General features: G+C 70.2%; 20 protein-coding genes and 2 pseudogenes. 7 read left to right on the forward strand and 15 right to left on the reverse strand.

Translation table 11 applies throughout. The annotated features are described in order from the left end of the window. Window positions 1-50 precede the first annotated feature (50 nt). Entirely contained in the window at window positions 51-236 is a 186-nt protein-coding gene (locus M2437_RS07220) for a hypothetical protein (protein WP_253389697.1), read from the forward strand. Here the strand turns inward: M2437_RS07220 and M2437_RS07225 are convergent. From M2437_RS07225 to M2437_RS07250, 6 genes and pseudogenes are all read right to left on the reverse strand, one after another. Further along, window positions 208-1,606: pseudogene (locus M2437_RS07225) on the reverse strand (FAD-binding oxidoreductase). The gene M2437_RS07220 and the pseudogene M2437_RS07225 sit on opposite strands and share 29 nt — an antisense overlap. Window positions 1,607-1,621: 15 nt before the next feature. After that, a complete protein-coding gene (gene serA / locus M2437_RS07230; protein WP_003605631.1) occupies window positions 1,622-2,872 on the reverse strand; it encodes a phosphoglycerate dehydrogenase in 1,251 nt (416 codons plus the stop codon). A gap of 231 nt (window positions 2,873-3,103) precedes the next feature. Continuing rightward, entirely contained in the window at window positions 3,104-4,111 is a 1,008-nt protein-coding gene (locus M2437_RS07235) for an SLAC1 anion channel family protein (protein WP_253386963.1), read from the reverse strand. A 10-nt stretch (window positions 4,112-4,121) separates the two neighbouring features. After that, window positions 4,122-6,380, reverse strand: coding sequence for a xanthine dehydrogenase family protein molybdopterin-binding subunit (locus M2437_RS07240; RefSeq protein ID WP_253386964.1), 2,259 nt, complete (start codon window positions 6,378-6,380; stop codon window positions 4,122-4,124). Window positions 6,381-6,390: 10 nt separating this feature from the next. Then, window positions 6,391-6,838 (reverse strand): annotated as a pseudogene (locus M2437_RS07245) ((2Fe-2S)-binding protein). Between the two features lie 196 nt (window positions 6,839-7,034). Further along, on the reverse strand, window positions 7,035-7,823 hold the full coding sequence (locus tag M2437_RS07250; protein ID WP_253386966.1) for an SDR family NAD(P)-dependent oxidoreductase: 789 nt from the start codon (window positions 7,821-7,823) through the stop codon (window positions 7,035-7,037). A gap of 127 nt (window positions 7,824-7,950) precedes the next feature. On the opposite strand from M2437_RS07250, the gene M2437_RS07255 reads away from it, so the two are divergent. Next, a complete protein-coding gene (locus M2437_RS07255) occupies window positions 7,951-8,907 on the forward strand; it encodes a GlxA family transcriptional regulator (protein WP_012751989.1) in 957 nt (318 codons plus the stop codon). A gap of 40 nt (window positions 8,908-8,947) precedes the next feature. Here the strand turns inward: M2437_RS07255 and M2437_RS07260 are convergent, their stop codons facing one another. After that, entirely contained in the window at window positions 8,948-11,644 is a 2,697-nt protein-coding gene (locus M2437_RS07260; protein WP_253386967.1) for an excinuclease ABC subunit UvrA, read from the reverse strand. Between the two features lie 164 nt (window positions 11,645-11,808). Then, complete coding sequence (locus M2437_RS07265; protein ID WP_012252022.1) at window positions 11,809-12,918, reverse strand: HD domain-containing phosphohydrolase; 1,110 nt, start codon at window positions 12,916-12,918, stop codon at window positions 11,809-11,811. Between the two features lie 405 nt (window positions 12,919-13,323). Here M2437_RS07265 and M2437_RS07270 point away from each other — a divergent pair, with 405 nt between their 5' ends. Continuing rightward, entirely contained in the window at window positions 13,324-13,491 is a 168-nt protein-coding gene (locus M2437_RS07270) for a hypothetical protein (RefSeq protein ID WP_253386968.1), read from the forward strand. Between the two features lie 114 nt (window positions 13,492-13,605). Here the strand turns inward: M2437_RS07270 and M2437_RS07275 are convergent, their stop codons facing one another. The 6 genes from M2437_RS07275 to M2437_RS07300 form a co-directional block, all read right to left on the reverse strand. Further along, window positions 13,606-14,274 carry a class I SAM-dependent methyltransferase gene (locus tag M2437_RS07275; RefSeq protein ID WP_253386969.1) on the reverse strand — a complete coding sequence of 223 codons (669 nt, stop codon included), beginning with the start codon at window positions 14,272-14,274 and terminating at the stop codon, window positions 13,606-13,608. 45 nt (window positions 14,275-14,319) lie between these two features. Continuing rightward, a complete protein-coding gene (locus M2437_RS07280; RefSeq protein WP_253386970.1) occupies window positions 14,320-15,375 on the reverse strand; it encodes a glycosyltransferase family 4 protein in 1,056 nt (351 codons plus the stop codon). After that, window positions 15,372-16,313, reverse strand: coding sequence for a glycosyltransferase family 2 protein (locus M2437_RS07285; RefSeq protein ID WP_253386971.1), 942 nt, complete (start codon window positions 16,311-16,313; stop codon window positions 15,372-15,374). The genes M2437_RS07280 and M2437_RS07285 overlap by 4 nt, the downstream gene beginning before the upstream one ends. Before the next feature lie 49 nt (window positions 16,314-16,362). Then, window positions 16,363-17,514 (reverse strand): glycosyltransferase, encoded by a 1,152-nt coding sequence (locus M2437_RS07290; protein WP_253386972.1) that lies wholly within the window; start codon window positions 17,512-17,514, stop codon window positions 16,363-16,365. Between the two features lie 63 nt (window positions 17,515-17,577). Further along, window positions 17,578-18,468 carry a galactosyltransferase-related protein gene (locus tag M2437_RS07295; RefSeq protein ID WP_277570238.1) on the reverse strand — a complete coding sequence of 297 codons (891 nt, stop codon included), beginning with the start codon at window positions 18,466-18,468 and terminating at the stop codon, window positions 17,578-17,580. Window positions 18,469-18,489: 21 nt separating this feature from the next. Beyond that, window positions 18,490-20,544, reverse strand: a complete 2,055-nt coding sequence (locus M2437_RS07300; protein WP_253386974.1) for an HAD-IIB family hydrolase — start codon at window positions 20,542-20,544, stop codon at window positions 18,490-18,492. 57 nt (window positions 20,545-20,601) lie between these two features. Between M2437_RS07300 and M2437_RS07305 the strand changes: the two genes are divergently transcribed. Then, on the forward strand, window positions 20,602-21,642 hold the full coding sequence (locus tag M2437_RS07305) for a glycosyltransferase family 4 protein (protein WP_309247850.1): 1,041 nt from the start codon (window positions 20,602-20,604) through the stop codon (window positions 21,640-21,642). Continuing rightward, window positions 21,642-22,826, forward strand: a complete 1,185-nt coding sequence (locus tag M2437_RS07310) for a glycosyltransferase family 4 protein (RefSeq protein ID WP_253386975.1) — start codon at window positions 21,642-21,644, stop codon at window positions 22,824-22,826. Before M2437_RS07305 ends, M2437_RS07310 begins: the two co-directional genes overlap by 1 nt. A gap of 20 nt (window positions 22,827-22,846) precedes the next feature. Here the strand turns inward: M2437_RS07310 and M2437_RS07315 are convergent, their stop codons facing one another. Next, entirely contained in the window at window positions 22,847-23,830 is a 984-nt protein-coding gene (locus M2437_RS07315) for a glycosyltransferase family protein (RefSeq protein ID WP_373691181.1), read from the reverse strand. Between the two features lie 106 nt (window positions 23,831-23,936). Here M2437_RS07315 and M2437_RS07320 point away from each other — a divergent pair, with 106 nt between their 5' ends. Together M2437_RS07320 and M2437_RS07325 are read left to right on the forward strand one after the other, a co-directional pair. Beyond that, window positions 23,937-24,572, forward strand: a complete 636-nt coding sequence (locus M2437_RS07320; RefSeq protein ID WP_253386977.1) for a glycosyltransferase family 29 protein — start codon at window positions 23,937-23,939, stop codon at window positions 24,570-24,572. 10 nt (window positions 24,573-24,582) lie between these two features. Then, window positions 24,583-25,215 carry a hypothetical protein gene (locus M2437_RS07325; protein WP_253386978.1) on the forward strand — a complete coding sequence of 211 codons (633 nt, stop codon included), beginning with the start codon at window positions 24,583-24,585 and terminating at the stop codon, window positions 25,213-25,215. Window positions 25,216-25,293 lie beyond the last annotated feature (78 nt).

Consider the following 25,293-nt stretch of genomic DNA (forward strand, 5'->3'; position numbering starts at 1 on the left):
ACGGACGCGAAGCCGGTCTCCCCGGACATTGGCTCGAAGAAATGTCAGCGATGGGGACGAGCAGCCAGCTCGGCCGCTTCGACCGCGTGGAGCGGCCCGCCTTCCTGTTCCGCTACAAATCAAAACGCCCGCACGGCGGCATCAACGGCACCGCACTCCTCAGCCGCCTCGGCCTCGCCGAGGACAACCTCTCGAGCATCCCCAGGATCAGACCCGCAGAACCTTACCCGGATTGAGCAGGCCGTCCGGGTCGAGCGCCCGCTTCAGGCGAAGCGCCAAAGCCATCTCCTCGGGCCGGCGGCGGCGCGCCAGCTCGTCGACGCGGTACTGGCCGATGCCGTGCTCGGCCGAGATGCTGCCGGCGAACCGATCGACCACGTCGTGCACGAGCCGGTTGATCGCGGCGCTGTCGTGCTCGGGCCCGATCAGCACGTTGTAGTGCAGGTTGCCGTCGCCCATGTGGCCGAACACGTTCGGGACGGTGCCCGGCGCGCCCTCGGCCAAGGCTCGGTCGGCGGCCTCCAAGAAGGCCGGGATCGCCGGGATCGGCACCGAGACGTCGTGCTTGACCGACTTGCCCTGGTGCGCCTCGCACTCGGTGATGCGCTCGCGCAGACCCCAGAGACCGGCAGCCTGCGCCTTCGATTCGGCGAGCACGCCGTCTACGGCGTCGCCCCGCTCCAGTACTTCGCCCAGCGTGCCTTCGACCGCGTCGCGCAGGCCGGAAAGGCTCGATCCCGCTTCGAGCAGGATGCACCAGGGGGAGGGCGGCAGCGGGCTCGGCAGGCCGGCATAGCGCTCCAGCAGGTCGAAGGAGCAACGCGAGATCAGCTCGAAGGCCTGGATCGTGTCGCCGAGGCCGTCCTGCGCGGCGGCCAGCACCCGGAGCGCCGCTTCCGGGTCGGGCACCCGCCATCAGGGCGGTCTCGGTGTGGCGCGGTCGGGGCACGAGGCGCAGCACCGCCGCGGTGACGATGCCGAGCGTCCCCTCGCTGCCGATGAAGAGCTGCTTCCAATCGTAGCCCGCATTGTCCTTGCGCAAGGCGCGCAGGCCGTCGACGACGCTGCCGTCGGCGAGCACGACTTCGAGACCGAGCACGAGGTTGCGGGTCATGCCGTAGCGCAGCACGTTGATGCCGCCGGAATTGGTGGCGATCATGCCGCCGACCATCGCCGAGCCCTCCGCGCCGTAGCTCACCGGGAACAGCCGCCCGGCGGCCTCGGCCGCCGCTTGCACCGCCTGCACGACGCAGCCCGCCTCGACCTCCATCGTGAGGCCGACCGGATCGATGGCGCGGACCGCGTTCATCCGCGCCAGCGAGAGCACGAGTTGGCGCCCCGACGCGTCGGGGGTGGCCCCGCCCGCGAGCCCGGTATGGCCGCCCTGGGGCACCAGGGCGATGCCGGCCTCGCGGCAGAGGCCGACGACCGAAGCGACCTGCGCCGTGCTCGACGGCCGCGCCACGGCAGCGGGCCGGCCCGGGAACAGTCGGCGCCAGTCGATGGCGAAGGGCGCGCAATCGGCCTCGTCCGTCAGCAGACCGCCCGGTCCCAGCAGACCGTCGAGACGGGCGAGAAGATCGGGGGGGAGACCGGTCGCGCTCATGGCTCGAAGGATTCCTTAGGCGATCCGCGCCTGGATCAGGCGGGTGCGCACGGTGCCGTCGATGGCGTCGAGCTCGGCGAGGATGCCGGCCCGATCGGCGGGCGCGGCGTCGGCTTCCACCACGACGTAGCCCAACTCGCCTTCGGTCTGAAGGTACTGCGACGCGATGTTGACGCCGCGCCGGGCGAAGGCTTGGTTGACGTGGCCGAGCACGCCGGGGACGTTCCGGTGCACGTGCAGGAAGCGCACGCCGCCGATGCGCGGCGGGATCTGCACCTGCGGGAAGTTGACGGCACCCAGCGTCGAACCGGTCTCGACGTAATCGACGAGCTTGCGCGCGACCTCGGAGCCGATGCGATCCTGCGCCTCCTCGGTCGAGCCGCCGATATGCGGCGTGAGGATCACGTTCGGGATGCCCTGGAGCGGCGAGACGAAGCGCTCGTCGTTGGAGCGCGGTTCCACGGGGAACACGTCGACCGCCGCGCCGCGCAGGCGGCCCTCCTTGAGCGCGTCGGCGAGCGCGTCGAGATCGACCACGGTGCCGCGGCTGTTGTTGATGAGGTAGGCGCCGGGCTTCATCCGGCCGATGCGCTCGGCGCTCATGAGCCCGTGGGTGAGCGGCGTCTCCGGCACGTGCAGGCTCACCACGTCGCTGGCGGCGAGCAACGCGTCGAGACTGTCGGCCGGCTCCGTGTTGCCGTGGCGCAGCCGGTCGGTGAGATCGAAGAAGATCACCCGCATGCCCATCGCCTCGGCGAGGTTCGAGAGCTGCGCGCCGATATTGCCGTAGCCGACAATGCCGAGCGTCTTGCCGCGGACCTCGTAGGAATTCTCCGCCGACTTGTCCCAGCCGCCTTCATGTGCCGAGGCCGAGCGGGGCGTGATGCGGCGCAGCAGCATCACGATCTCGCCGATCGTCAGTTCGGCGACGCTGCGGGTGTTGGAGAAGGGCGCGTTGAAGACCGGGATGCCGCGAGCGCGGGCCGCTTCCAGATCGACTTGGTTGGTGCCGACGCTGAAGCAGCCGACCGCGACAAGGGCCGGAGCGGCGTCGAGCAGGCCGGTCGTCACCTGCGTGCGCGAGCGGATGCCGAGGACATGCGCCCCGGCGAGCACATCGGCATCCGCCGAGCCGATCGCGCGCGGCAGGCGCCGCACGTGGTGGAGGCTCGCCCGCGCGAGGACCTCGACCGCCGACGGCGCGATATTCTCGGCCAGGACGATGTTGACCTGATCCTGAAGGGTGAAGCTGTCCGTGCCCGGCATGGTCCTGCCTGCGCCTCTCGTCGTTGAGCGCCCGCCACATACACAAATGTTGCGGTGCGGCAATCGCCGGCGGCTCAGTGCGAGCGACGACTGGGACGAATCGTGACGCGTTTCTCCCGGAAAGCCGGCCGGACCATGGCGTCCCGCCGATTCCGCGGTCTCGGGCTGGACCGCGACGAGAGAGCGCTTGCCTCCGTCATGCGGTTGGCGGTTGCGCGAAGAAAGGTCGTATCAGCCAGCGAGCCGGCGCAGCTCGCCGCGGGCGATGCCGACGAGGGTTCGGGTTGCGAGCGCGGCGATGCCGGCCGTGGCCAGCGCGAGCAGCGCCAGCGCCAGGATGTCGGCGGGGACCGCGCGGACGTGTTCGGCGTAGCGCAGGGCCGCAACTGCCATGGCAGCGAGCGGGAAGCTCACCGCCCACCACGAGACGCGGAACGGGCAGCAGCGCGGCAGGTCGCGCAGGCGGCCGAGAAGGACCACGAACATGAACAGGCCGACGAGAAACAGCGCCTCGGCGAAGGCGTCGATCCGCCCGAAGGTCGCCGTGTAGCTGGAAAAGCCAACGGCGAAGGGCGCGACCAGGATCATCAGCGTCGGCCGCTGGGCCGGCGGCAGCGGCTCCTCGAAGACGAGGCGGGCGAAGACCAGGGTGAAGAGCGGACCGGCGAAGAACAGGCCGATGCTTAGCGCGGCCATCGCCAGCGTCTGCGTGTGGGGCAGGCCCAGTGCGGGCGCGGCGAGCGGGATGTCGAGGAGGCCGACAACCGGCACCATCCAGGCGGGCGTCGCGTGGGCGAGCTGCTGGCGGCTGCCCATCCAGCGGCTGACGATGAGGACGGCAAACAGGGCCATGCCGCCCGTGCCGACGATCCAGGCCGCGGCCGCGAGCGCCGGGCTGAGGTCGTGCAGCACGAACGGCAGGAGCAGCAGGCTGATCAGGACGGTGCCGAACAGGTTGCCGGCGATCGGATGGTGGAACTCGGCCGTCACCGCCGGCCAGGCCGTAACCGCCTTCGCGCCGTAGGCCAGCGCGAGGGCGAGGAAGGTGAGGAGTGCGCCCCAGCCGATCGCGTCGGCGACGAGGGCGGGCAGGCCGTACCGCGCCGCGGCGAGGCGCCACGCGACGCTCAGGCCCGTCAGCCCCATCACGGAGCCGAACAGGGCGACCGGAAGGTAATCGAACCGCGGCACCGGGACGGCGTGCGCCTCCGTCGCCGCCGGGGCCAGGGGAGCGGCCATACCGCCGCCGTCAGACACCGGACAGGCGCGTCTTGGCGAGCGGCAGGCTGCGCACCCGCTGCCCGGTGAGCACCGCGACCGCGTTGACCACCGCGGGCGGCACGCCGGGCAGGCCCGGCTCGCCGATGCCGCCCATCGGCGCCCCGCTCTCGACGATGGCCACGTGCACCCTCGGCATCCGCGTGCGGTCGAGGATCGGGTAGGTGTCGAAGTTCCGCGCCTGCCGCTGCCCGTTCTCGTAGACCACCTGTTCGAGGAGCGTGGAGGAGAGGCCGAGCGCCGCCGCGCTCTCGACCTGCCGCTTCACGATCGCTGGGTTGACCACGCTGCCCGGATCGATGGCGATCCAGAGATCGTGCACCCGCGCCTCGCCGTCCTCGAGCGAGACCTCGGCGATGGTGGCCGTCTCCGAGCCGAAGGGCGAGGCCATGGAGACGCCCCGCGCCCGGCGCGTGCCGTCCTCGGCCACGAAGGGTCCGCGCCGCCAGCCGCCTGCGAGTTCCGCCACTTTCTGCAGCAGGGGGGCGTGGCGCGGGCTGTTCGTCAGGAGCGCCTTGCGCAGGTCGAACGGGTCCCGGCCCCCGGCCGCGGCGATTTCGTCGAGGAAGCTCTCGTAGAAGTAGTCGTTCATCGAGTGGCCGACCGAGCGCCAGAAGGCGATCGTGACGGGATGGGCCACGCGCACATAGTCGAGGCGCCGGTTCGGGATGGCGTAGGGCTTCTTGTCGAGACCCTCGACGACGGAGGAATCGACCGGCGAGGTGAACAACGCGCCGAACCAGCGGCTGATCGGGCCTTCGCCCACGGCGGTGGTCTGGAGCGCCACCGGCATCCCGTCGGGCCCGAGCGCGGCCCTGAAGCGGGCAAAGCTCAGGGGCCGCACGGCGTCCATGCCGAACTCCTCCTCGCGCGACCACAGCACCCGCACGGGCTGGCCGGTCGCCTTGGCGAGCAGGATCGCCTGCGGGAAGGGGTTGGCCGGACCGTATGCGAAGTGGCGCCCGAAGAAGCCCCCGAGCATCGGCGAGTGGATGCGCACCTGCTCCGGGTCGAGCCCCGCGGTCTTCGCGGCGATCTGCTGGAACAGCTCCGGCATCTGGTTGGGCACCCACAGATCGAGGCTGCCATCCGCCGTGAACCGGGCGACCGCCGAGGGCGGTTCGAGCTGGGCGTGGGCGAGGTAGGGCGCGTCGTATTCCGCCTCGATCACCTTGGCGGCGTCCGCGAAGGCCGCTCCCGGGTCGCCCTCCTGCTCGGCCGGGAGGCCGGGCTCGGTCGTGCTCTTCAGGGCCGCCAGCATCGCCGCCGAGGAGAAGGTGGCCGAGACGGTGGCGATGCCCTCCGGCGCGGGCTCGCTCCAGGTCACCTGAAGGGCCTCCGCACCCTTGCGTGCCCGCCACCACGAATCGGCGAGTACCGCCACCGCGCCGGGCAGGCGATGGACCGAGTGGACACCGGGCATCGCGCGGACCGCAGCCTCGTTGGCGATCGCCCGCGGCTCGGTGCTGAGATGCGGCGCGTGCTGCACGGCGGCGTGCAGCATCGCGTCGAGGCGTATGTCGATGGCGTAGGTCGCCCGGCCCGTCGCCTTGTCGCGCATGTCGAGCCGGGCCACCGGCCGTCCGATCCAGCGGAAGTCTTTCGGGTTCTTCAGCGCAACGTCGTCGCGCGGCAGGAGCGCCAGGGCAGCCTGTGCCACCTCGCCATAGCCGAGGGTCCGGCCGGAGGCGGCGTGAATCACGCGCCCGTCGTCGGTGGTCAGGCTATCCTGCGGCACGGCGAGCCGTGCGGCGGCGGCGCGCAGCAGCATCTCGCGGGCGGTGGCGCCGAGACGGCGCATCGCCTCGAAGCTGGAGCGGGTCGAGAAGCTGCCACCGGTCATCCGCAGGCCGTTGACGACGGCGTAGTCGGGGCCGGGCGGAGCGCATTCCACCGTGAAGCGGGCGGGGTCGAGATCGAGTTCCTCGCCGATGGTCTGGGCGAGACCGGTATTGATGCCCTGGCCGCCCTCGACGAAGGGGCTGAGCAGGCGCACGCCGCCATCCGGACGGATTTCGAGGAAGGCGGCCACGCGGGTGCCGGGCTTTGCCGCCACCGCCGCCGGACCTTCCGCGCGGGTCTGCGCCCCGGCCTCCTTCGACAGGTCGATGCCGAGCAGGAGGGCGCCCGAGACGGTCCCGAGGAAGCCGCGCCGCGAGAGGTTGCGCACCGGCTCCGATTGAGGCCGGGGGGCGATGCCGAGGCGGTGGTGGGGCGTGAGGTCGTTCATCCCCGCCTCCTCAGGCCGCGGCCTGCCGCCACGGCGGCGGCGATGGCGTTGTAGGTGCCGCAGCGACACAGATTGGTCATGGCTGCGGCGATCGCGTCATCGGAGGGTTTCGGCGTCTCCTTCAGGAGCCCCGTCGCGGCCATGACCTGACCCGACTGGCAGTAGCCGCATTGCGGCACGTCGATCCCGACCCAGGCCGCCACGACGCGGGCGCCGACCGGATCGGTCTCGATCGCCTCGATGGTGGTCACCGTTTGCGCACCGACGCTCTCGACCGGCATCTGGCAGGATCGGATCGCCTGCCCGTCGATGAGCACGGTGCAGGCACCGCATTGGCCGATGCCGCAACCGTATTTGGTGCCGGAGAGGCCGATCGTGTCACGCAGCACGAATAGAAGCGGCGTGTCCGGCTCTACATCGATCGAATGTTGATGGCCATTGATCGAAAGGCTTATCATCAACCGACTCCCTCGAGTCTTCGCGTTTCAATATCCATGCTCGTCGGCGGCTTGGCAATTGGCAACGCCGTAAACACGGCAATTCCGGCCATCGAGGCGCAACCGTTCGCGCCGCGCGGTCGGCGCGGGGGCGGCGGCGTTCGGGCTCCGCCCCGGCCCCGGAGAAGGACTTGTCCTTCCGAAACCCGACCGCCGCTCAGGCGGCACGGTAGCGTGCGGCCGGGACGGCGCTCGACAGATGCGGCAGCATGATTGCGCGTGCGGCCTCCCAGGCGTCCCATTCGGCCGCGTCCTGAAGCGCGGGGATGGTGGCGAACTCGCCCCTATCGAGGCCGGCCAGGGCTGCATCGACCAGGTCCTCGGCCGACATCACCCACTCCTTCGGCAGGTTGCTCGCGGGCAGGCCGGCCACATCCCAGAACTCGGTTCCGGTCGCGCCGGGCAGCACCACCTGCACCGCGACGCCGGTGCCCGCGAGTTCCTTGCGCAGGGCGTGGCTGAAGCCGAGGACGAACGACTTCGAGCCGCCATAGACCCCGTTCAGGACCTCCGGGCCGATGGCGACGATCGAGGCGATGTTGATGATCGTGCCCTGTCCGCGGCTCGTCAAGGCCGGCACCGCCGCGTAGGTCAGGCGCATCGGCGCGGTGACGTTGATGGCAATCATCCGCTCCATCTCATCGACCGAGGCCGCGGCGAGCGGCGCGGCGGAGCCAAAGCCGGCATTGTTGACGAGATGCGTGATGCCCGCGTCGTCCTTCAGGATCGCCTCGACCGCGGCGAGCCCCGCCCGGTCCGTCAGATCGGCCTCGACAGCCCGAACCGACACGCTGTGGCGGCGGGTGAGATCCTCGGCGACGGCGTCGAGCCGCGCCTTGTTGCGGGCGACGAGGATGAGGTCGTGGCCGCGCCCGGCGAAGCGGTCCGCGTAGACGGCGCCGATGCCGGAGGAGGCGCCGGTGATCAGCACGGTTCCCTGAGTCATGATCGTGGGTCCTGTCGTGACGCCCGACCGGACTGCCCGGCGCTGGCGATGGCATGACCCTACGCCTGGACGGCGGTGTCCTGAATGACGTATAAACGTCAAAATAGGACATGCGGCGGAGGGCCAGATGCGGCAGGTTGGGTTCATCCTCGAGGACGGGTTTCAGGTGATGGGGCTCGCCGCCCTATCGGCGTTCGAGTTCGCCAACACGGATCTCGGCCGCGAGGCCTATGGGCTGCGCGTCATGTCGGAGCGGGGCGGCACCGTCCGCTCCTCGCTGCGCATCGGCATCGAGACCGTGCCTCTGGCGGACGCACCCGACACGCTGATGGTCGTCGGCGAGTTGCAGCCGCGCCCACTCTCGCCGGGCCTGCGCGCTTACATCGCCGAAGCCGGCCGGACCTCGCGGCGCGTCGCCGGGCTCTGTACGGGCGCCTTCGCGCTGGCCGAGGCCGGGCTGCTCGACGGCCGGGTGGCGACGACCCACTGGGCCCATGCCCGCGACATGCAGGAGCGCTTTCCCCTGATCCGCGTCGATGACGACCGCATCTTCGTGGCCGACGGGAATGTCTGGACCTCGGCCGGGATGAGCGCGGCGATCGACCTGACGCTGGCGCTGATCGAGGACGACCACGGCGCGGAACTCTCCCGCGCCATCGCCCGCAAGCTCGTCGTCTACCACCGCCGCCCCGGCGGTCAGTCACAATTCTCGGCCCTGCTCGAACTGGAGCCCCGCTCCGATCGAATCCGCCGTGCCCTCGTCTACGCCAAGGAGAACCTGCGCCGCCCTCTGACCGTCGAGGAGATGGCGGAGGCCGCTCGCGTCAGCCCGCGCCAGTTCAGCCGGGTGTTTCGCGAGGAGACGGGTCAATCCCCGGCCAAGGCCGTGGAGCGGCTCCGGCTCGAGGCCGCCAAGGCCATGCTCGAGGACGGCCGCCACTCCCTCGATGTGGTCGCGCGCGATACCGGCTTCACCGACCGCGACCGCATGCGCCGCGCCTTCCTGCGCGCCTTCGGCCACCCGCCGCAGAGCCTGCGCCGGAGCCTGCGCCTGATCGAGGGCGGCGACGAAGCGGCCGGGTGATGCCCGCGGCGCACCGAAACACGGCGTTGCCGCCGGTCGCTCAGCCGGCAAGCCATGGTGACGCATCCTGGCTTGCATAGGCTGCGAGTTCGTCCCGCAGATACGGTGCCGTGCGGCTTGCCCGTGCCCCGGCGACCGCTTCGGGAGGGCCGGCCGCGACGACGGTGCCGCCGAGGTTTCCGGCACCGGGCCCCACATCGATGACGTGATCGGCTCCGGCGACGACGCGCATGTCGTGCTCAACCATGACGACGGCGTTGCCCGCATCGACCAGGCCGTTGAGCTGGAGCATGAGGCGGTCCACGTCGGTCGGGTGTAACCCAGTCGTCGGCTCGTCGAGGACGTAGAGCGTGCCCCCGCGCTGGCCCCTCTGAAGCTCCGTGGCGAGCTTGATGCGCTGGGCTTCGCCACCGGAGAGTTCGGTCGCCGGCTGTCCCAGGCGCAGGTAGCCGAGGCCGAGATCCCGCAGCACGGCCAGCGGACGCAGCACGGACGGCTCGTCCGCGAAGGCGTCGCAGGCGCGCTCGACGGTGAGCCCGAGCACGTCCGCGATGGTCAGCCCGTTCCAGGTGACCTCGAGCGTGTCAGGCGCGTAGCGGGTGCCGTGGCAGGTCGGGCAGGGGGCGTAGACGCTCGGCATGAACAGGAGTTCGACGCTGACGAAGCCCTCGCCCTCGCAGGCCGGGCAGCGGCCCTTCGCGACGTTGAAGGAGAAGCGGCCGGCGTCGTAACGGCGCTTGCGTGCCTCGGGTGTGGCGGCGAACAGCTTGCGGACGGCGTCGAACAGGCCGGTATAGGTCGCGAGATTCGAGCGGGGCGTGCGGCCGATTGGCTTCTGATCGACCTTCACCAGACGCCGGATCCCGTCCATGCCGCCGACGATGCGCCCCTCCGTCGGGCCCGGCGCGTCGTCGAGCGGATCCTCCGGCTCGTCGTCGATCTCGACGGGCCGTCCGAGGCGGTCGCCGACGAGTTCCAGCAGGGCTTGGCTCACGAGGCTCGATTTGCCGGAGCCCGAGATGCCCGTCACGGCGGTAAGACAACCCAGCGGGAACGCGGCCGAGACCCCGCGCAGGTTGTTGCGGACGATGCCCTCCAGGCGCAGCCATCCCGAAGGCTCCCGCCGCGGGCGCTGCGGCGGCTCGGCCATGCCGAACAGGTGGAGGCGCGTGCGCGACGCCTCCACCTCGCGCAGGCCTTCCGGCGGCCCGCTATAGAGCACGGTGCCGCCGTGCTCGCCCGCGGCCGGACCGACATCGACGAGCCAGTCGGCGCGGCGCATCGTGCCGATGTCGTGCTCGACGACGAACAGCGAATTGCCCGAGGCGAGCAGCCCGGCCAGCGCGTCGTGCATGGCATCGCCGTCGGCGGGGTGCAGCCCGGCGGTGGGTTCGTCGAGCACGTACGCCACGCCGAAGAGCTGCGAGCGGAGCTGGGTGGCAAGGCGCAGCCGCTGCAACTCGCCCGACGACAGGGTCGTGGTCACCCGGTCCAGCGACAGGTAGCCCAGACCCAGCTCCGTCAGCGTTCCGATCCGGTCGATGAGGTCGGCGGCGAGGCGCTGGGCGGCCAGCCGCTTTTCGATGGAGAGGTTCGGCGTCGCGCGCACGTCCGGCGCGCCCGCATGGGCTGACGCCCCGGACGCGGCGCGCCGGGCGCGATCCTGCCGGCCCGTGTCGCGGTCGAGGGTGTCCGGCGCGGTGCCGTCGGCCGCGTCGGGCAGCCGGTCCTCGGCGGCCGGCCGCATCGCTTCGGCTAGGTCGGCGAGCGGCATCCGCGACAGCTCGCCGATATCCAGCCCCGCGAAGGTGACCGAGAGTGCCTCGGGCTTCAGGCGCTTGCCTTGGCAGACCGGGCAATCCTCGCTCACGAGGTAGCTTGCCGCCCGTCGGCGCATGAGGGCGCTTTGCGAATTGGTGAAGGTGCCGAGCACGTGGCGGCGGGCGCTCGTGAACGTGCCCATATAGCTCGGCTCCAGGCGACGCCGGCGGGCCAGCCGCGTCTGCTCCGGGGAGAGCCCGGCATAGACCGGCTCCTGCGGCTGGTCGTCCGTGAACAGGATCCAGTCCCGCAACGCCCTCGGCAGGTCCTTCCACGGCGTGTCGACATCGACGCCGCGGCTCACCAGGATGTCCCGCAGGTTCTGCCCGCCCCAGGCTTGCGGCCAGGCCGCGACGGCGCGCTCGCGGATCGTCAGCGAGGGGTCGGGCACCATCGACGCTTCCGTCGCCTGATAGAACCGTCCGAGCCCGCCGCAGGAGGGGCAGGCGCCCTGGGGCGTGTTGGGCGAGAAGTCCTCCGCGTAAAGCATCGGCTGGCCCGGCGGGTAGGTGCCGGCGCGCGAATACATCATCCGCACCAGGCTCGACAGAGTGGTGACGCTGCCGACCGAGGAGCGTGCGCTGGGCGTGCCGCGCTGCTGCTGGAGGGCGACCGCCGGGGGCAGGCCCTCGATGGAATCGACGTCGGGCACCCCGACCTGATCGATCATCCGGCGCGCGTAGGGTGCGACCGATTCGAAGTAGCGCCTCTGGGCCTCCGCGTAGAGCGTACCGAAGGCGAGCGAGGACTTGCCTGAACCCGAGACGCCGGTGAACACCACGAGGGCGTCGCGCGGCACCTCCACGTCGACGTCGCGCAGATTGTGCTCGCGGGCGCCCTTGACCGTGACGTAGCCCGGTCGACCCGCGCCGGCCCGGGCGATCCTGACCCGTTCCTTGGGCTTGGCTTGGTCCATCGGCATCCCTCTCGGCGCCTCCACGCGGGGGCGCCGGACGCCCCCGCGCCGACTAGAGGTTCGAGCGCGCGGAAGCTACCCGTGTGGGGGAATGGTGATCGGCGGCGTTGCGCGGAGAAAAGCCGGCGGCCAGCTATCCATCCCGGCTTGCATCCGGGCTTGCATCAGGACTTGGCAATCTCGCGAAGCAACATCGGCACGCGCGCCCACGGTTCCGTTGCCTGCTGGTTATGCAGACGACCGAGCGCGTCGTTCTGCCCGCCGACGATGAGGATATCCGGCCACCGCGAGCAGAAGGCCTCGACGCAGGCGGGATCGAAATGCCGTCCGCTCTCGGCCCGAATGCAGTCCAAAGCGTCGTCGAACGACATGGCGCCTTTGTAGGGACGTTGCGTCGTGAGGGCGTCGAACACGTCCGCCACGGCCACGATGCGGGCCGAGAGCGGGATATCGGTTCCCGCAAGCCCCTGCGGATAGCCGCTGCCGTCCCACTTCTCGTGGTGTGACTCCGCAATCTCTGCAGCGAGGCTGATCAGCTCGGAGGAACTATCGCCGAGAATACGCTTGCCGATCGCGGCATGGGTCCTGACGAGCGAAAACTCCTCCGGATCGAGCCGACCCGGTTTCAACAGCACTCCGTCCGGAATTGCGACCTTGCCGACATCGTGCAGGGGCGCTGCGAGATACAGGTTCCGGCAGACCTCCGGCGCGAGGTCGAGGGCCTCCGCCACGATCTGGCTGTAGCGCGCCACGCGCCAAGTGTGATCACCGGTGTCGTTGTCACGATACTCGACGGCAAGCGACAGGCGGAAGATGATTTCCTCCTCGCGCTCGCGCAAATGGCGCAGGGCCATCTCCACCTCGCCGTCGAGCCACGTGGCCTGCTCCGCCAATTTCCGGACGGCTTGGGCCAACCGGATGAGGTTGCGCAGCCGGACAGTAAGTTCGATGCCGCGCATGGACTTGTCGATGAAGTCGGTTGCACCGGCATCGAGCGCGGCAAGACGCACCGAGTCGGAGACATCGCTTGTCACCATGACGATCGGGACAAGACTGTAGTGAGGGACCTTTCGCAAGCTTTGGATGAACTCAATCCCATCCATGGCCGGCATGTGATAATCGACCACGACGAGGTCGAAGGCGCGCATGGTCGCCTCTAACAGCCCCGCCGCCGGATCGGCATGGTCCGTCACCGCCACGTCGGGCTCAGCCTCCAGAAGGCCGCGCAGGCGCAAGCGCATGGTCGCGCTGTCATCGACCAGCAGTGCGTCCATCCTCGGATCTCCTAATCGGGGCGCGCGATTGCAGAGCTGGGGTGCAAAGCATCACGCACAGTTTTCATGTCGGCCGGCACGCACGGACCAACGCATAGCCATCAAATGGTAAATAATTTTGCCAAATTCGCCTGTCAGCAGTCGTCTGGCGAACGTTGTTCGCGGCAGTTACACCCCAGTTTTTTCAAGCTTTACTCAAATGGTTTATCAGTAATGCGCAATTACTGTTTTTGATTACACGTGTGAAATGGAAATAAACCACCTAATCTGTATCAATTAGCACACTGACGCAAACTGAGCCGGCAGGCGTCGTTTCCGCCTGCAGCCGGCCGGATGGCGGCCACGTGAGCGGCGCCCAGCATCGACGCGTCAGGTACGGAGCATGCGTCAGGCCTTGGTAAACAGGTGCTGCCAGTCTCTGGGCTCGATCTCCGAATCGACCGGCGGGCCGTGCGCCGGGGCCTCCACGTCGGCAACGGGCTCGGTGCGGTCATTCGCAGCGACAACAATCCGCTCGCCATCGGCGACTACATCACTCTTCAAGGCGGGGCGGTGTGCCGAAACGCGTCGTAGGGAGGACCACGCAACGGTCGGCTATCCGTTGTCAGATCAGCTTTCCCGCCCTCAATTGGCACTTGAAAGTGCAATCAAGCGAGTTGATCGATACATCGCCTCGCGGCACTTCATTTAATCAAGCTTGATGAACTTGGCTTTGCCTTGGAACGACCAAGGCCCTTTCACCCCGAACTCGGCACAGAAGGCATCCACGGCGCGCGTAACACCGGGAAAGCTGCCTCCGAGACGGTCGTAATCGTCGGCGATGAACAGGCCGCCGGGCCGCAGCACCGGCCACCAGGCCCGGAGGTCGGCGGCGACGGATGCTTCTTCGTGGCCGGCATCAAGATGGATCACGTCGGCGGTCACACCGCGCAGGCACATCAGCTCGGCGGCGTTCACCGAATCGAGCGGCAGCGGCACCACCCGCTCGGCGAGCCCTTCGTGCAGAACATTGGCGAGGAAGGTGCGGTAGAGGCTGGGAAAGCCGTGCTCGGTGGCGAGTTCGGTGAAGAGGCTTTCGTCCATCCAGTGATCGACGGCGCCGAGCCAAGTATCGACCGCGATGACGGTGCCGTGGATCCCGTGCTCCGCCATCGTGCGAGCGAGGTAGAGCGCGCTCGCCCCCTTCCAGGTACCGATCTCGACGACCACGCTGGGGCGATGCTGGATCACCGCCTCCTCCAGATACGGGTGAACACTGCGCCAGCCCTGAAGATCGAGGGGTCTTAGGGTGTCCGGGGGATCGGCGAAGGGATCGCGCCCGTGCCAGAGAGCGGCGATGATGTCCTGTCGGGTCATGTCTTCGGCTCGGGAGAGAGGTGGGGGATCGACGGGAGGCAGGGTTCAGCCGGCACGGGCCCCTGCGTAGAGGGCCTCGCAGCGGTCGAGCCATAAGTCGCGGGTGAACAGGCGGTGGACGCGCGCATGCGGCACCGTGCGGGGGATCGTCAGCGCCGTGCCGATCGCCTGCGCGAGGGCGGCCTCGTCCTCAGGTGGAACGAGGCAGCCGGCCTCGCCGACGACCTCCACAGCCGCGCCCCTGGCGAAGCCGGCCACCGGGAGGCCGCAGGCCATCGCTTCGACCGCCACCAGTCCGAACGGTTCGTCCCAGCACGGCGTGAACAGGAAGATGGAGGCGCGGCCGACCTCCTGCGCCAGCGCCGGGCCGCCGAGATGACCGCCGTAACGGATCGCACCGCCAATGAGCGGGGCGACCTGCGTCTCCCAGTAGTCAGGCTCCTCGATCGGACCGAATAGGGTGAGAGGCAGGCCGGCCCGCTGCGCAGCTCGAACGGCGAGATGGGTTCCCTTGATCGGCGCGATACGCCCGCACCAGACGGCACTGCCGTCGCCCTGCGCTTGATAGGGCCACAGCGCGGGATCGATCCCGTTATGCAGCACCGAGACCTCGGGCGGGGCCCCCTCCGGCCACCAAGCCTGGGCCTGCGCCTGCGAGGTCACTGTGATCCGGTGACCGGGGGTGACACTGTCGTGCACGCACCAACGCAGGGCGTCGTAGGGCGGGACGTGCAGCGAGGTCACCGTCGGCACGGCGCCTGTGCGGCGGCGCTCGAGCGGCAGCCGGCTGAGGCTGTTGTTGTGCAGCACATCGAAGCCACCGGCCGCGATCCGGTCGCAGGCGGCGGCGTAGCCCGCATCGACATGCGCCTTCAGCCCCGGATCGCCCCGATGCTCCAGCCCCGGAAAACTCCGCTCGTGATGAACCGGGATTACCGGGTCGATCGAAAAAAGCGGGTCGCTGTCGCCGGCGGCGAACAGCACGACCTCGTGGCCGCGCGCCGTCAGCCCCTCGGCGAGGTGCCAGGTATAGGCTTCCAGGCCGCCGGCGAAGGGCGGGGCGATCGGGTGGCGCAGATGGGCGAGGAGCGCGATCCTCACGCCGTCACCGGCACGGAAGCCGGTGGCACGTTCCGTTCGCGTGCGCGGGCTTCCAGATGCCGGATGACCGAGGCGGAGTTGGTGTAGGGCTGGTGGCACTGCTGCCCGGTCAGCGCGAGATCCTCGGCGTCGGGCCGGCGCAGGATGCGGATCGGCTGCTCGGGCGTGTCGTCGATCAGGCCCATTACCTTGAAGGCGTGAAGCCAGTGGCCCATGGTGCGGTAGCCCCACTTGGCCTCGAACAATTCGGCGTTGCGCACCACGCTGTCGAGGTGGTGGATCGGCGGCATGTGGTGCGGGTGGTACTGGTGATAGGCCAGCGCGCCCTTCATCCAGGCGATCGGAAGACCGCACTGGTCGAGGATCTTGCCGAAATCGGTGTCCTCGCCGCCATAGCCGGTATAGCGCTCGTCGAAGCCGCCGACGGCCTGGAACGTCGCCCGCCGGATCGCGAAGTTGAGCGACCAGAAGCAGCGGTAATCGTTGCAGATCTCGATGCCCGCAGCCGGTGGACCGCGGCGGTCGGAATGCTTTTCCGCGACCGCTGCGAGGTCGGCGTAGCGCCAGTCGCCCGTGGTGGCGTGTTCGGGCAGGTGCAGCACCTCGCCCATCAGCAGACCGTCGAGTTCGGACAGCGCCCGGGCGTAGTCGGCTACGAGCTCGGGCGCCGGAATGCAATCGACGTCGAGGAAGACGATGTTCTCTCCGGTCGCCGCGGCCACGCCGCGGTTGCGCGCGGCCGCGAGCGGCAGTTCGGGGCCCGATACCAGGATCTGGCGGACCGGGAAGGCGGTCTCGGGCAGATCGTAGGGCGCGTCCTGCATGACGGCGATGATGAATTCGGCGGGCGGCCGCGTCTGGCGTTCCAGCCCGAGGAGGACGTTGCGCAGATGGGCGGGCCGTCCTTTGGCCAGGGTGACGACGGAAACGGTGGACATGCGGTGGGACAGGCTCCGGCAATCGGGAAAGAGGATCGAGACGGCTCGCTCAGCCGGCGGCGACGACGCGCAGCGGGAGGGCGTCCGGCTCGTGCACGGCCGATCCGCCCTGCCAGAGCGCGTCGGTCAGCCCTTCGAGCCAGCCGGCCGCGCGCGTGGCCGCGTCCGGTGCGTAGAGGCTGCGCAGGATGGTCCCGTCGAGGCTGCGGGCGCGGTCGAGAAGATCGCGCCATCCGTGAAAGTCGCCGGGCCAATGGGGGGCCTGCACGGCAGCGCCGAGCCGGACCAAAGCCTCGGCCTTGCGGGTCTGCTCGCCGAAATAGCGCCATTCTGGCATGACGATCAGGCGCCCCGCCACGCGCGCGACTTCGTGCACCGTGTTGTCGCCCGCCGAGGCGACCACGATGTCGGCCGCGGCGAGATAGTCGGTGACCGACGGCACCCAGCCGAGTTCGCGCAGGTTGGCAAAGTCGGTCTCGTGGCCCTCGCGGTGGGTCGGACCCAGGGTCAGCCAAAGTGCGTCGGGCGCGGCGCGGGCGGCGACCGTCAGCGGCGCGTAGGGCGTACCACTTCCCCCGCCGCCGGTGACCGCGACGACGATCTCGCGCTGCGGGTCGAGGCCGAGATGGGCCCGCGCCTCAGCGCGATCCGGCACGCGATCGACGCTGGTGCAGAGCCCGCCGCTATAGAAGGTCTTATCCCGCAGATGCGCCGGGTAGTCGTCCTGCTCCAGCCGCTCGTCGAAGGGGGCGAGCATCCCGACGCAGGCCTCGTAGGCGCCGATATGGGCGATGTCGTTGCGGTCGCCATGCATGCGGATCTGGACGGCGGGGACGCTGGCGATGCGCGCGAGCATCGCGATCTCCGCCGACACGTCCACCACGAAGAGCCCGACCGCGCGCTCGTCGAGATGGTCGAGGATCTGGCGCATGGTGCGGCGCATTTCGGCGAGCCCCAGCGGCACGCAGTGCATCACCGGCGGCGTCGGCTCCGCGTAGAGACGTGGGGTGGGCACCGCCGCGCCGATCATGTTCGGCAGCGTCACGATCTCGATGTCGCGGGAAAATCCGTCGAACAGGTGCGGGCCGGCGGTCAGCACCGAGACCGGACGGTCGCGGGCGAACTCGGCGGCCACCGCCATGGTGCGGTTGGCATGGCCCCGGCCCTGATGATGGACAAAGAACGCGATCGGTTTCTTCATGGCGCGTGGTTTCGAGGCTCGGATCGGGAGAAATCGAAGGCGAGGGGCAAAGCGACGGGACGACTAGGAGAAGAGGGCCTGGGGCCGCAGGGCGGCGACGATCTCGGGCGCACTCGGCTGGCGCAGGACGCGGATCGCCGCGGCCTCGGCATCCCAGGCGATCAATCCGGCCGTGCGGAACTGTTCGAGCCAGTAGGTCATGCACCAGCGCCCGTGCCGCGCGTGGAAGCGCGTCGCGTTGGCGAGGATCGGCGCGAAGTGCTGGAGCGGCGGCACGTAGACCGGGTGGTGCTGGTGATAGGCCCGCGCCCCCGCGACCCAAAAGGTCGGTAGCCCGGACCCTGCGAGGCGCGCGGCAAGATCGGTCTCCTCGCCGCCATAGCCGCCATAGCGCTCGTCCATGCCACCGACCGCGTGCCACGCCTCAGCGGGCAGGGCGAAGGACAAGCCCCAGAGCTGCCCCGCATCGGGCTCGCGCCGCAGCCCGGTCTCGGGCAGGGGAGGCCGGGCCGGATGAGCGCGGCCGAGCCGGTCGAGCGCGGCGGGATCGGGGGCCGGGTCGCCCGCGATCGCATCCGGCGGCAGGTAGAGGACTTCGCCGAGGAACAGGCCCCGCTCCGCGGCGGCAGCGTCCGCATAGGCGGCCACCAGAGTCGGACCCGGGATACAATCCACGTCGAGGAAGACGAGGAGGTTTCCGGAGGCCGCGGCCGCTGCCCGGTTGCGCGCGGCGGCAAGCGGCATCGGCTCGCCGGGCACGTGGAGGTGGCGCACCGGGCAGCCGGGATCAGGCAGGTCGGGCGCCGGGTCCGGCTGCATCCAGGCGATCACCAGTTCGCACGGGCGCAGGGTCTGGCGGGCGAGCCCACGCATCAGGTTGCGCAGGCGATCGGCCCGGCCGCGGACCAGGGTGAGCACGCTCGGCGCTGGACGAGGAACTGCGTTGCCGGTCACGTGGACGCGCCGAAGCGGGGGCTACGACGCATAGGCCAGCGCCCTGCGGAAATGCAGGACGCCCTCGATGATGCCGCGGGCATGCGAAGTGCGGGCGACGTAGGAGTGCTTGAGCGCGGCGTTGGTGGCCAGCCCGTCGGAGTAGTTGGCGACGATGATCGCCTGTGTCCGGGCGCGCAGCATCTCGACATCGTTGCCGGAATCACCGGCCACGAACACGGCCTGCTCGGGCAACCCGTAGAGGGCGCGGACGTGATCGACCGCCGTCCCCTTCGAGGCCGTCGCAGGCAGGACGTCGAGGTAGCGGCCGTGGCTATGGATCACGTTCGCCGGGAGGCCCGCCTGCACGAGGCTATCGCGGACCCGATGGGCCGTCGCCTCGTCGCCAAAGAAGCTCAGCTTGTGCGCGCGCTGCTCGAGCGGGCCCTGCGGGACGAGCCCGTCGAGACAGCTCAGCGCCGCGCCGACCGCTCCCCGGTCCCAGGCGTTCGAGACCGCCTCGCGCCACGCGGCGTCGGCCGTGTAGGTCACGCCGTTGGCATCGAGATGGTAGATCTCCGAGCCGACCGAGGTGATCATCACCTGCGGTCGCGGGCTCGCCTGCTGCTCCAGCACCGCCATCGCGCTGTGAAACGAGCGGCCGGTGGCAACGCCGAAGGCCAGCCCGGTCTGGCGGCTGCGCCAGCGCCGGAACGTCGCCAGCGCGGACTCACATCCCACGAGCGTGTTGTCGATATCGCAGATCAGAAGTTGGCGCGGGGTCCGCAGGGGCGGGTTCCGCGCGAGCAGCGCGCCGAGGAGATCGTGATAGCGGGCGGCGTGCCGGTCCCAATCATAGGCCGCCGCCGCGCGGGCGCCGCCGGCGACGCAGCGGGCGCGGAAGGGGGCATCGGTGAGGATGTGCAGGCAGGCGGCCGCGATCGTCGCGGGGGCGCGCGGATCGACGAGCAGCCCGTTGCCGCAGGTCTCGACGATGTCGTTGGGGCCGCCGCTGTCGGTGGCTACCAGCGGCAGGCCGGCGGCGGACGCCTCCAGAAGCGTGAGGCCGAACGGCTCGTTGAGGGCCGGGTTGACGAAGACGCCGCCGCGCTCCCGCGCATAGGCGTAGATCGCCGGCACGTCCTCCGGGCGGTGCGTCTTCGGATAGGCGACGTGGCCGTAGAGATCGTAGCGGTCGATGAGCACGAGGAGGTCGCGCATGGTCGCGGCCATGTCGCCGTCGAGCCGGTCGATGTCGTCACGGGTGCCGGCGACGATCACGAGGTTGGCGCAGGCCTGAAGCTCCGGGCTCTCGCCATAGGCCTGAACCAGCGCCGCCAGATTCTTGCGCGCCACCGGCCGGGCCAGCGCCAGCACCGCCGGCTTGCCGGGATCGTGCAGGAACCGGTCGATCGCCGCGTCGATCCGGGGATGCGGGCGGCTCTGCGCGAAGCGGGCGAGATTGCTGCCCGGCGGAAGGACACGGGCGCGGCCGGGATCGTAGGCGGCATAGCCGACATACTGCACCTCGGCTTCGTCGCGCGACGAAGCGATGACGAGGCTCGCCCGCGCCAGGGCCGCCTCCTCGGTGACGATCCGGCGCGACAGTTCGGGGTCGTTCGCAGCGCCGTCGCCGACCATCGCCGCCTTCACCCGCCCGAGCGAATGGGCCGTGAACACGAAAGGGATGCCGAGCCGATCCTCGACGATCTCCGCAACCGCGGCGGCATCCGCGTAATGCGCGTGGATGATGTCGGGCGCGCGAGGCTGGCGGCCGATCCAGGCGATGAGGTTCTCGGCGTAGCTCTCGACCTCACCGTGCATCGCCTCCTTGGAGCGGTAGCCGGGTGACGCGCTCGCGAGCCGCACGAGCGCGACCTTGTCGGAGATCCGCTCTTCGGGCACGGCGTAGTCGGGGCCGGGCGGGCCCTCGAACCGACGGGTCGCCATCACGATCCGCGCGATTCGCGAGTCCTGGGCCGAGGCGGCGACGAGATCGAGCAGGTATCGGATATGCCCGCCGGTGTCCGAGGTCAGGCCATACACGACGTCACGGCCGCGCAGGCAGCCTTGTAAAGCAATGTGCAGAACGAACATCAGGCGTTCGTCGTGCCGAGACGATCGAAGTCGGATGTATTGAGTAAGGTGCAACACGTGATCCGCGTCGCCCAAGTCGCTCCGAACATTTTCCCCGTTCCCCCCGAACACCATGGCGGCACCGAGAGGATCGTGCACGATCTGTCCGTGGCGCTGCGAAGCTTAGGTATAGACGTAACGCTGTTCGCCTCATCGGACAGTGCGACAGACTTGCCGCGCGTCGGCGATCATCCGAGCCTTGCGGCTCTGCAACATCGGAACCGGCAGGTCCCCCCCGGGGTTCCAGCGGCCCTCGACGCGTTGCAACTGGAAGCTTTGCGCCAGCGGCTCGACCAGTTCGACATCGTGCATTGTCATGGCGAGTTCGCCCATGCGGCGCTGCTGGGCCCGCGCCGGCGACAGAGCCTGACGACGGTGCATTGGCGGGTGGACGAACTCGACCGGGCGCTGTTCTTCGCAGGCTTCCCCGATCTGCCGGTCGCGGCGATCTCGGCGGCGCAGGAGGCCGGCATCCCGGCCTCGAACCGGGCCGGCGTTGTGCATCACGGGATCGCCAAGGACCGCTACACGTTCCGGCCCGAGCCCGGCGCGCATGTCGCCTTCGTCGGCCGGATGACCGATCAGAAGCGCCCGGACACCGCGATCCGCGTCGCCCGCGCCGCCGGCCTGCCGATCCGGCTCGGCGGCACGATCGATGTCGGCAATCCGGACTATTTCGAGCGGAGCGTGCGCCCCTTGCTCGCGCCCGACGCGACCTATCTCGGGCCCGTCGATGATCGGGCGAAAGGCGAGTTGCTCGGCGGCGCACGGGCGCTGCTATTCCCGATCGATTGGCCCGAGCCCTTCGGCCTCGTGATGATCGAGGCGATGGCCTGCGGCACGCCGGTCATCGCCTGGAATCGCGGCTCGGTGCCTGAGATCGTCGAAGAGGGTGTGACCGGCTTCATCGTCGCCTCGGAAGCCGAAGCGGTGGCGGCGCTGGACCGGATCGGGCAACTCGACCGCGCAGTGGTGCGCCGCCGCTTCGAGGAGCGGTTCACCGCCGAGCGCATGGCGCGCGATTACATCACCCTCTACCGTCGCCTGCTCGCCGCCTGATGCGCACCGCGCTTCTGGCCTGGGACTATCCGCCGGCGCCGAGCGGCCTCTCGACGGCGGCACGCGAGATTGCCGAGAGCCTCGCCGCGGCCGGTGCCGAGGTGACCGTCTTCACCCTCGACCGCACCGGCCGCGAACGGGTCGGCGGCGTCGCGGTCGAAGGGCTCGCTCTGCCGCCCGGCGGCGGCTTGGCGCGCCTGCGCCTGTGGGGCTCGGCCGGGCATCTGGCGGCGCCGCTCGCGTTCCGGCGGGCGGTCCTGGCCGCCCATGCCCGAGCGCCCTTCAACGTCATCGAGGCGACGAACTGGTACGCGCCCGCCGCGCTGCTCGCCCGCCGTCGCGACCTGCCCCTGGTGACGCGCAGCTCGACCCCGGCCGCCTTCACCCGTGGGCCCGGCGCCAGCCTGCGCGACCGCCTCGACGGACGCACGGCCGATGCGCTGGAGCGTGCCCAGGCACGGGGCAGCGCCGGCCTCATCGCCAACACGGCCGAGCACGGCGCGGTGATCGCGCGGGCCTATCGCCTTTCCGGGCGGCAACCCTCCGCCGTGATCGGCCTCAGCCTGCCGCCGGAAATTTTGAGCAGCGCCTGCGCCGCCAGCTATCCGGAAACGAATGCCCCGTTGCGCCTGCTCTTCGTCGGGCGGGCGGAGGCGCGCAAGGGGTTCGACGCGCTGCTCGACGCCGTCGCGATCCTCGCCGCGGAGCAGGCGGCGGGCGCCCTGCCGCCGTTCCGGCTCGATCTCGTCGGGGTGCCGCCGAACGACCTGCCGCCGGATCTGCCCGACGCCGCCCGGCAGCGCATCTCGGCCCGCGACCGGATCGATACGACGGCACTGGCGCAGGCCTATGCGGACGCCCACGCGGTGCTTGCGCCATCGCGCTACGAGAGCTTCGGCCTCGTCTACCAAGAGGCCATGGCCTATGGCCGGCCGGTGGTGGCCTGTGCGGAGGATGCGAGCGCCCGCGCCTTCGTCGGCGCGTCCGGGGCGGGCCCCCTGGCGCAGACCGCCACCGGGCCGGCGCTCGCGGAGGCCCTGCGCCCGCTCCTCCTCGATCCGGGCCTGCGCCGCGCCTACCGCATGCGGGCTCTGGCGGCAGCCGGGCGCTTTGATAGGACGAGCCTCGGGCGGGAAACCCTTGCGCTCTACGAGGCTGCGATCGCGGCGGCACGACACCCGTGATCGGTGGCGCCGACGAAAGCTCAGTCGCGGTACGGCCGTAGCAATGCATTCTCCTCTTCCGGGCGGCCACGGCCGGGATCCAGGGCCTCGTAGCGGCGCGAGCGGGCCGCGACATGCGCACGGCTCAGGCGGTGCTCGATCCCGCCGTGGAGGCTGATGAAGCTCTCGGGCCAGCCGCCCGCGAGCTGCGGTCGCTCGTGCACCCGGCCGGCGTAGCGGACATCGTTGCGGTTCAACCGGTACTGCACGTCCGGGTAGACATCCGAGAGAACGCCATCGACGCGGTTGAACCGCGCTAGCCCGATCGAGTGGACGGCGCTGGCCTCGGCGAGTGCGGCGAGCGCGGGCAGGACGCGGCCGGTGGCCGGATCGAGCGTCTCGTCGGCGTCGAGCTGGAGCATCCAGGCGTATCGAGCCAGAGCCTGGAGCGCGTTGCGCTGCGCGGCGAAATCGCCCTCCAGCGGCCGAGCGGCCACGCGCACCGCCCCCGCCGGAAACCCGGCGACCGACATCGCGCCGGGCGGGATGATGTCCGAATCGAGCAGGATCGTGACGTCGTCGGTCCAGCCCGCTTGCGCCGGCAGACCCGCGAGCACCGCATCGACCTCGGACGGACGGCAGAGCAGGCCGAGCGAGACGGGGCATTTGTCCGAACCATCGAGGGCGTAGAGGGCGGCACGCGCGGCGTGCCCGTCATGGGGATGGCGCAGAGCTGCGCAGCCCTCGGCGTCGAGCGGGCGGATGCCGCGTCCGAGCCCCGTGGCGGCGGTGCGGAGGGTGTAGAGGTCGAGCCCGTACGGCGCGTCGGGATCGGATTCGAAGGTCTGCGCCTCGAGCGCCTCGGCCAGATGCGCGCGGCAACGGGATGCGTCCGCCCCGCCTTCGAGCAGGACCCCGCAGGAGCCGCAGGCGAGCGGAAACGGGCGCCGACGCCCATCCGGATAGATCAGGTGCCGCTCGCTCGGCGCGAGCATGTCGGCCGCGCAGACGAAGCATCGGCGCATGGTCATCACCCCGGCATCCCCAAATCCCGGCGAAGCTCTGGTTGCGCCGGGCCGACGCCTTACCTTCGCTGTTCCGCGAGCTTCAAACCCCGAGCCCCTGCCGCAAGTGCCCGCCGACTTCGATCCTCCCGAAGCAGAACGCTTCGTTTTGCCCCCCGCCGCCTCCCTGGCCATCGTCGGCAATGCACCGGAAATCGGTGCGTCGGCGCGTGAGATCGATGAAGCGGACTGCGTCGTGCGCTTCAACAACGCGGAGGGTTTTGGGGGCCGCACCGGCTCGCGGGTCACCCACCTCGCCCTGGTGAATCGCGGCGGTCAGATGCGGGAATGGCTGGCGGACCGAGCTTTTCTCGAGCGGCCGGTGGTCCGGGCGGCGCAGGCCTTCATCCTGCCGTTCCCGATGCTGCCGGCGGAGGAGAACGGCCCCGAGCCGATCTGTTGGACCCGCGAAGCCTTGGCGCTGCTACGCCCCACCGGCCGCCCGATCCACATCCTGCCCGAAGAACTCCACGAGCGGGGACGTCGCTTGCTGGCGCCTCGCACGGCCGGGCGTCCGAACCCGAGCACCGGCTTCCTCGTGACGCTTGCGCTCCTGAACGATCGCCCTTTCGAAGCCACTCCGGCGCAGGCCTACGGCTTCGGGTTCGCTGGCTGGCCCGGACATCCCTGGGCCGCCGAGCGCGCGTGGTTCGCGGAAGCCCAGGCGGCCGGGCGCGTGCGCCTGCACCCTCTCGCAGATTGATCCGCTCATCATGTCCACGCTGATCACGGTGCTGAAGAGCGGCGGCCGCTACAATGCGGTCTGGGTCGAGCGATTGGCCCGCGGCGTGCGCCGCCACGCACCGGCCTTCGACCGGATCCTCTGCCTCACCGACCTGCCGCTCGCCGTCGAGGGCGTGGAGCGCGTGCCCCTGCATCACGACTGGCCGGCCTGGTGGGCCAAGATGGAGGCGTTCCGCCCCGGCCTCACCGAAGGCACGACGCTGCTCTGCGACCTCGACACCGTCTTCACCGGCCCGGCCGGCGCCCTGGCCGAGCCCGGCCTCGCGGCGATGGAGGACTACTTTCACAAGGGCCGCCTTTCCAGCGCGCTGCTGCGCTGGACCGGGGACGAGCTCGCCGGGCTCTACGAGCGCTTCGCGGCCGAGCCCGAGCGCTGGATGACGGCCGGGTCCTGCGGCCCGGTCCCCAACGCCGTGCACGGCGATCAGGTCGTCATCGACCATCTGCTGCGCGAGGTGGGATTACGCCCGAGCTTCTTCCAAGACATCGCGCCGGACCTGCTCGACTTCTACGATCCCCGACGCGCCGCTCACGGCCCTGTCGTGATCTTCATCGGTGAGTCCAAGCCGGATACAGTCCGCGGACCGGTCCACGAGGCTTAGGCCGGCGCTTGAGGCGCGCTGCTCGCTCCGAACGGCGCCCCGGCCGTGGTGACAGCCGACCGGCGCCTGGCGATCCTT

The sequence above is a fragment of the Methylorubrum pseudosasae genome (assembly GCF_029504475.1).
Lineage (GTDB): Bacteria > Pseudomonadota > Alphaproteobacteria > Rhizobiales > Beijerinckiaceae > Methylobacterium > Methylobacterium extorquens.

Excerpts from the sequence above, each read along its gene's own strand:
- M2437_RS07220 (WP_253389697.1), top strand. The coding sequence starts at position 51 with ATGGGGACGAGCAGCCAGCTCGGCCGCTTCGACCGCGTGGAGCGGCCC.
- serA (WP_003605631.1), bottom strand. The coding sequence starts at position 2,872 with ATGCCGGGCACGGACAGCTTCACCCTTCAGGATCAGGTCAACATCGTC.
- M2437_RS07235 (WP_253386963.1), bottom strand. The coding sequence starts at position 4,111 with ATGGCCGCTCCCCTGGCCCCGGCGGCGACGGAGGCGCACGCCGTCCCG.
- M2437_RS07240 (WP_253386964.1), bottom strand. The coding sequence starts at position 6,380 with ATGAACGACCTCACGCCCCACCACCGCCTCGGCATCGCCCCCCGGCCT.
- M2437_RS07250 (WP_253386966.1), bottom strand. The coding sequence starts at position 7,823 with ATGACTCAGGGAACCGTGCTGATCACCGGCGCCTCCTCCGGCATCGGC.
- M2437_RS07255 (WP_012751989.1), top strand. The coding sequence starts at position 7,951 with ATGCGGCAGGTTGGGTTCATCCTCGAGGACGGGTTTCAGGTGATGGGG.
- M2437_RS07260 (WP_253386967.1), bottom strand. The coding sequence starts at position 11,644 with ATGGACCAAGCCAAGCCCAAGGAACGGGTCAGGATCGCCCGGGCCGGC.
- M2437_RS07265 (WP_012252022.1), bottom strand. The coding sequence starts at position 12,918 with ATGGACGCACTGCTGGTCGATGACAGCGCGACCATGCGCTTGCGCCTG.
- M2437_RS07275 (WP_253386969.1), bottom strand. The coding sequence starts at position 14,274 with ATGACCCGACAGGACATCATCGCCGCTCTCTGGCACGGGCGCGATCCC.
- M2437_RS07285 (WP_253386971.1), bottom strand. The coding sequence starts at position 16,313 with ATGTCCACCGTTTCCGTCGTCACCCTGGCCAAAGGACGGCCCGCCCAT.
- M2437_RS07290 (WP_253386972.1), bottom strand. The coding sequence starts at position 17,514 with ATGAAGAAACCGATCGCGTTCTTTGTCCATCATCAGGGCCGGGGCCAT.
- M2437_RS07300 (WP_253386974.1), bottom strand. The coding sequence starts at position 20,544 with ATGTTCGTTCTGCACATTGCTTTACAAGGCTGCCTGCGCGGCCGTGAC.
- M2437_RS07310 (WP_253386975.1), top strand. The coding sequence starts at position 21,642 with ATGCGCACCGCGCTTCTGGCCTGGGACTATCCGCCGGCGCCGAGCGGC.
- M2437_RS07315 (WP_373691181.1), bottom strand. The coding sequence starts at position 23,830 with ATGCGCCGATGCTTCGTCTGCGCGGCCGACATGCTCGCGCCGAGCGAG.
- M2437_RS07325 (WP_253386978.1), top strand. The coding sequence starts at position 24,583 with ATGTCCACGCTGATCACGGTGCTGAAGAGCGGCGGCCGCTACAATGCG.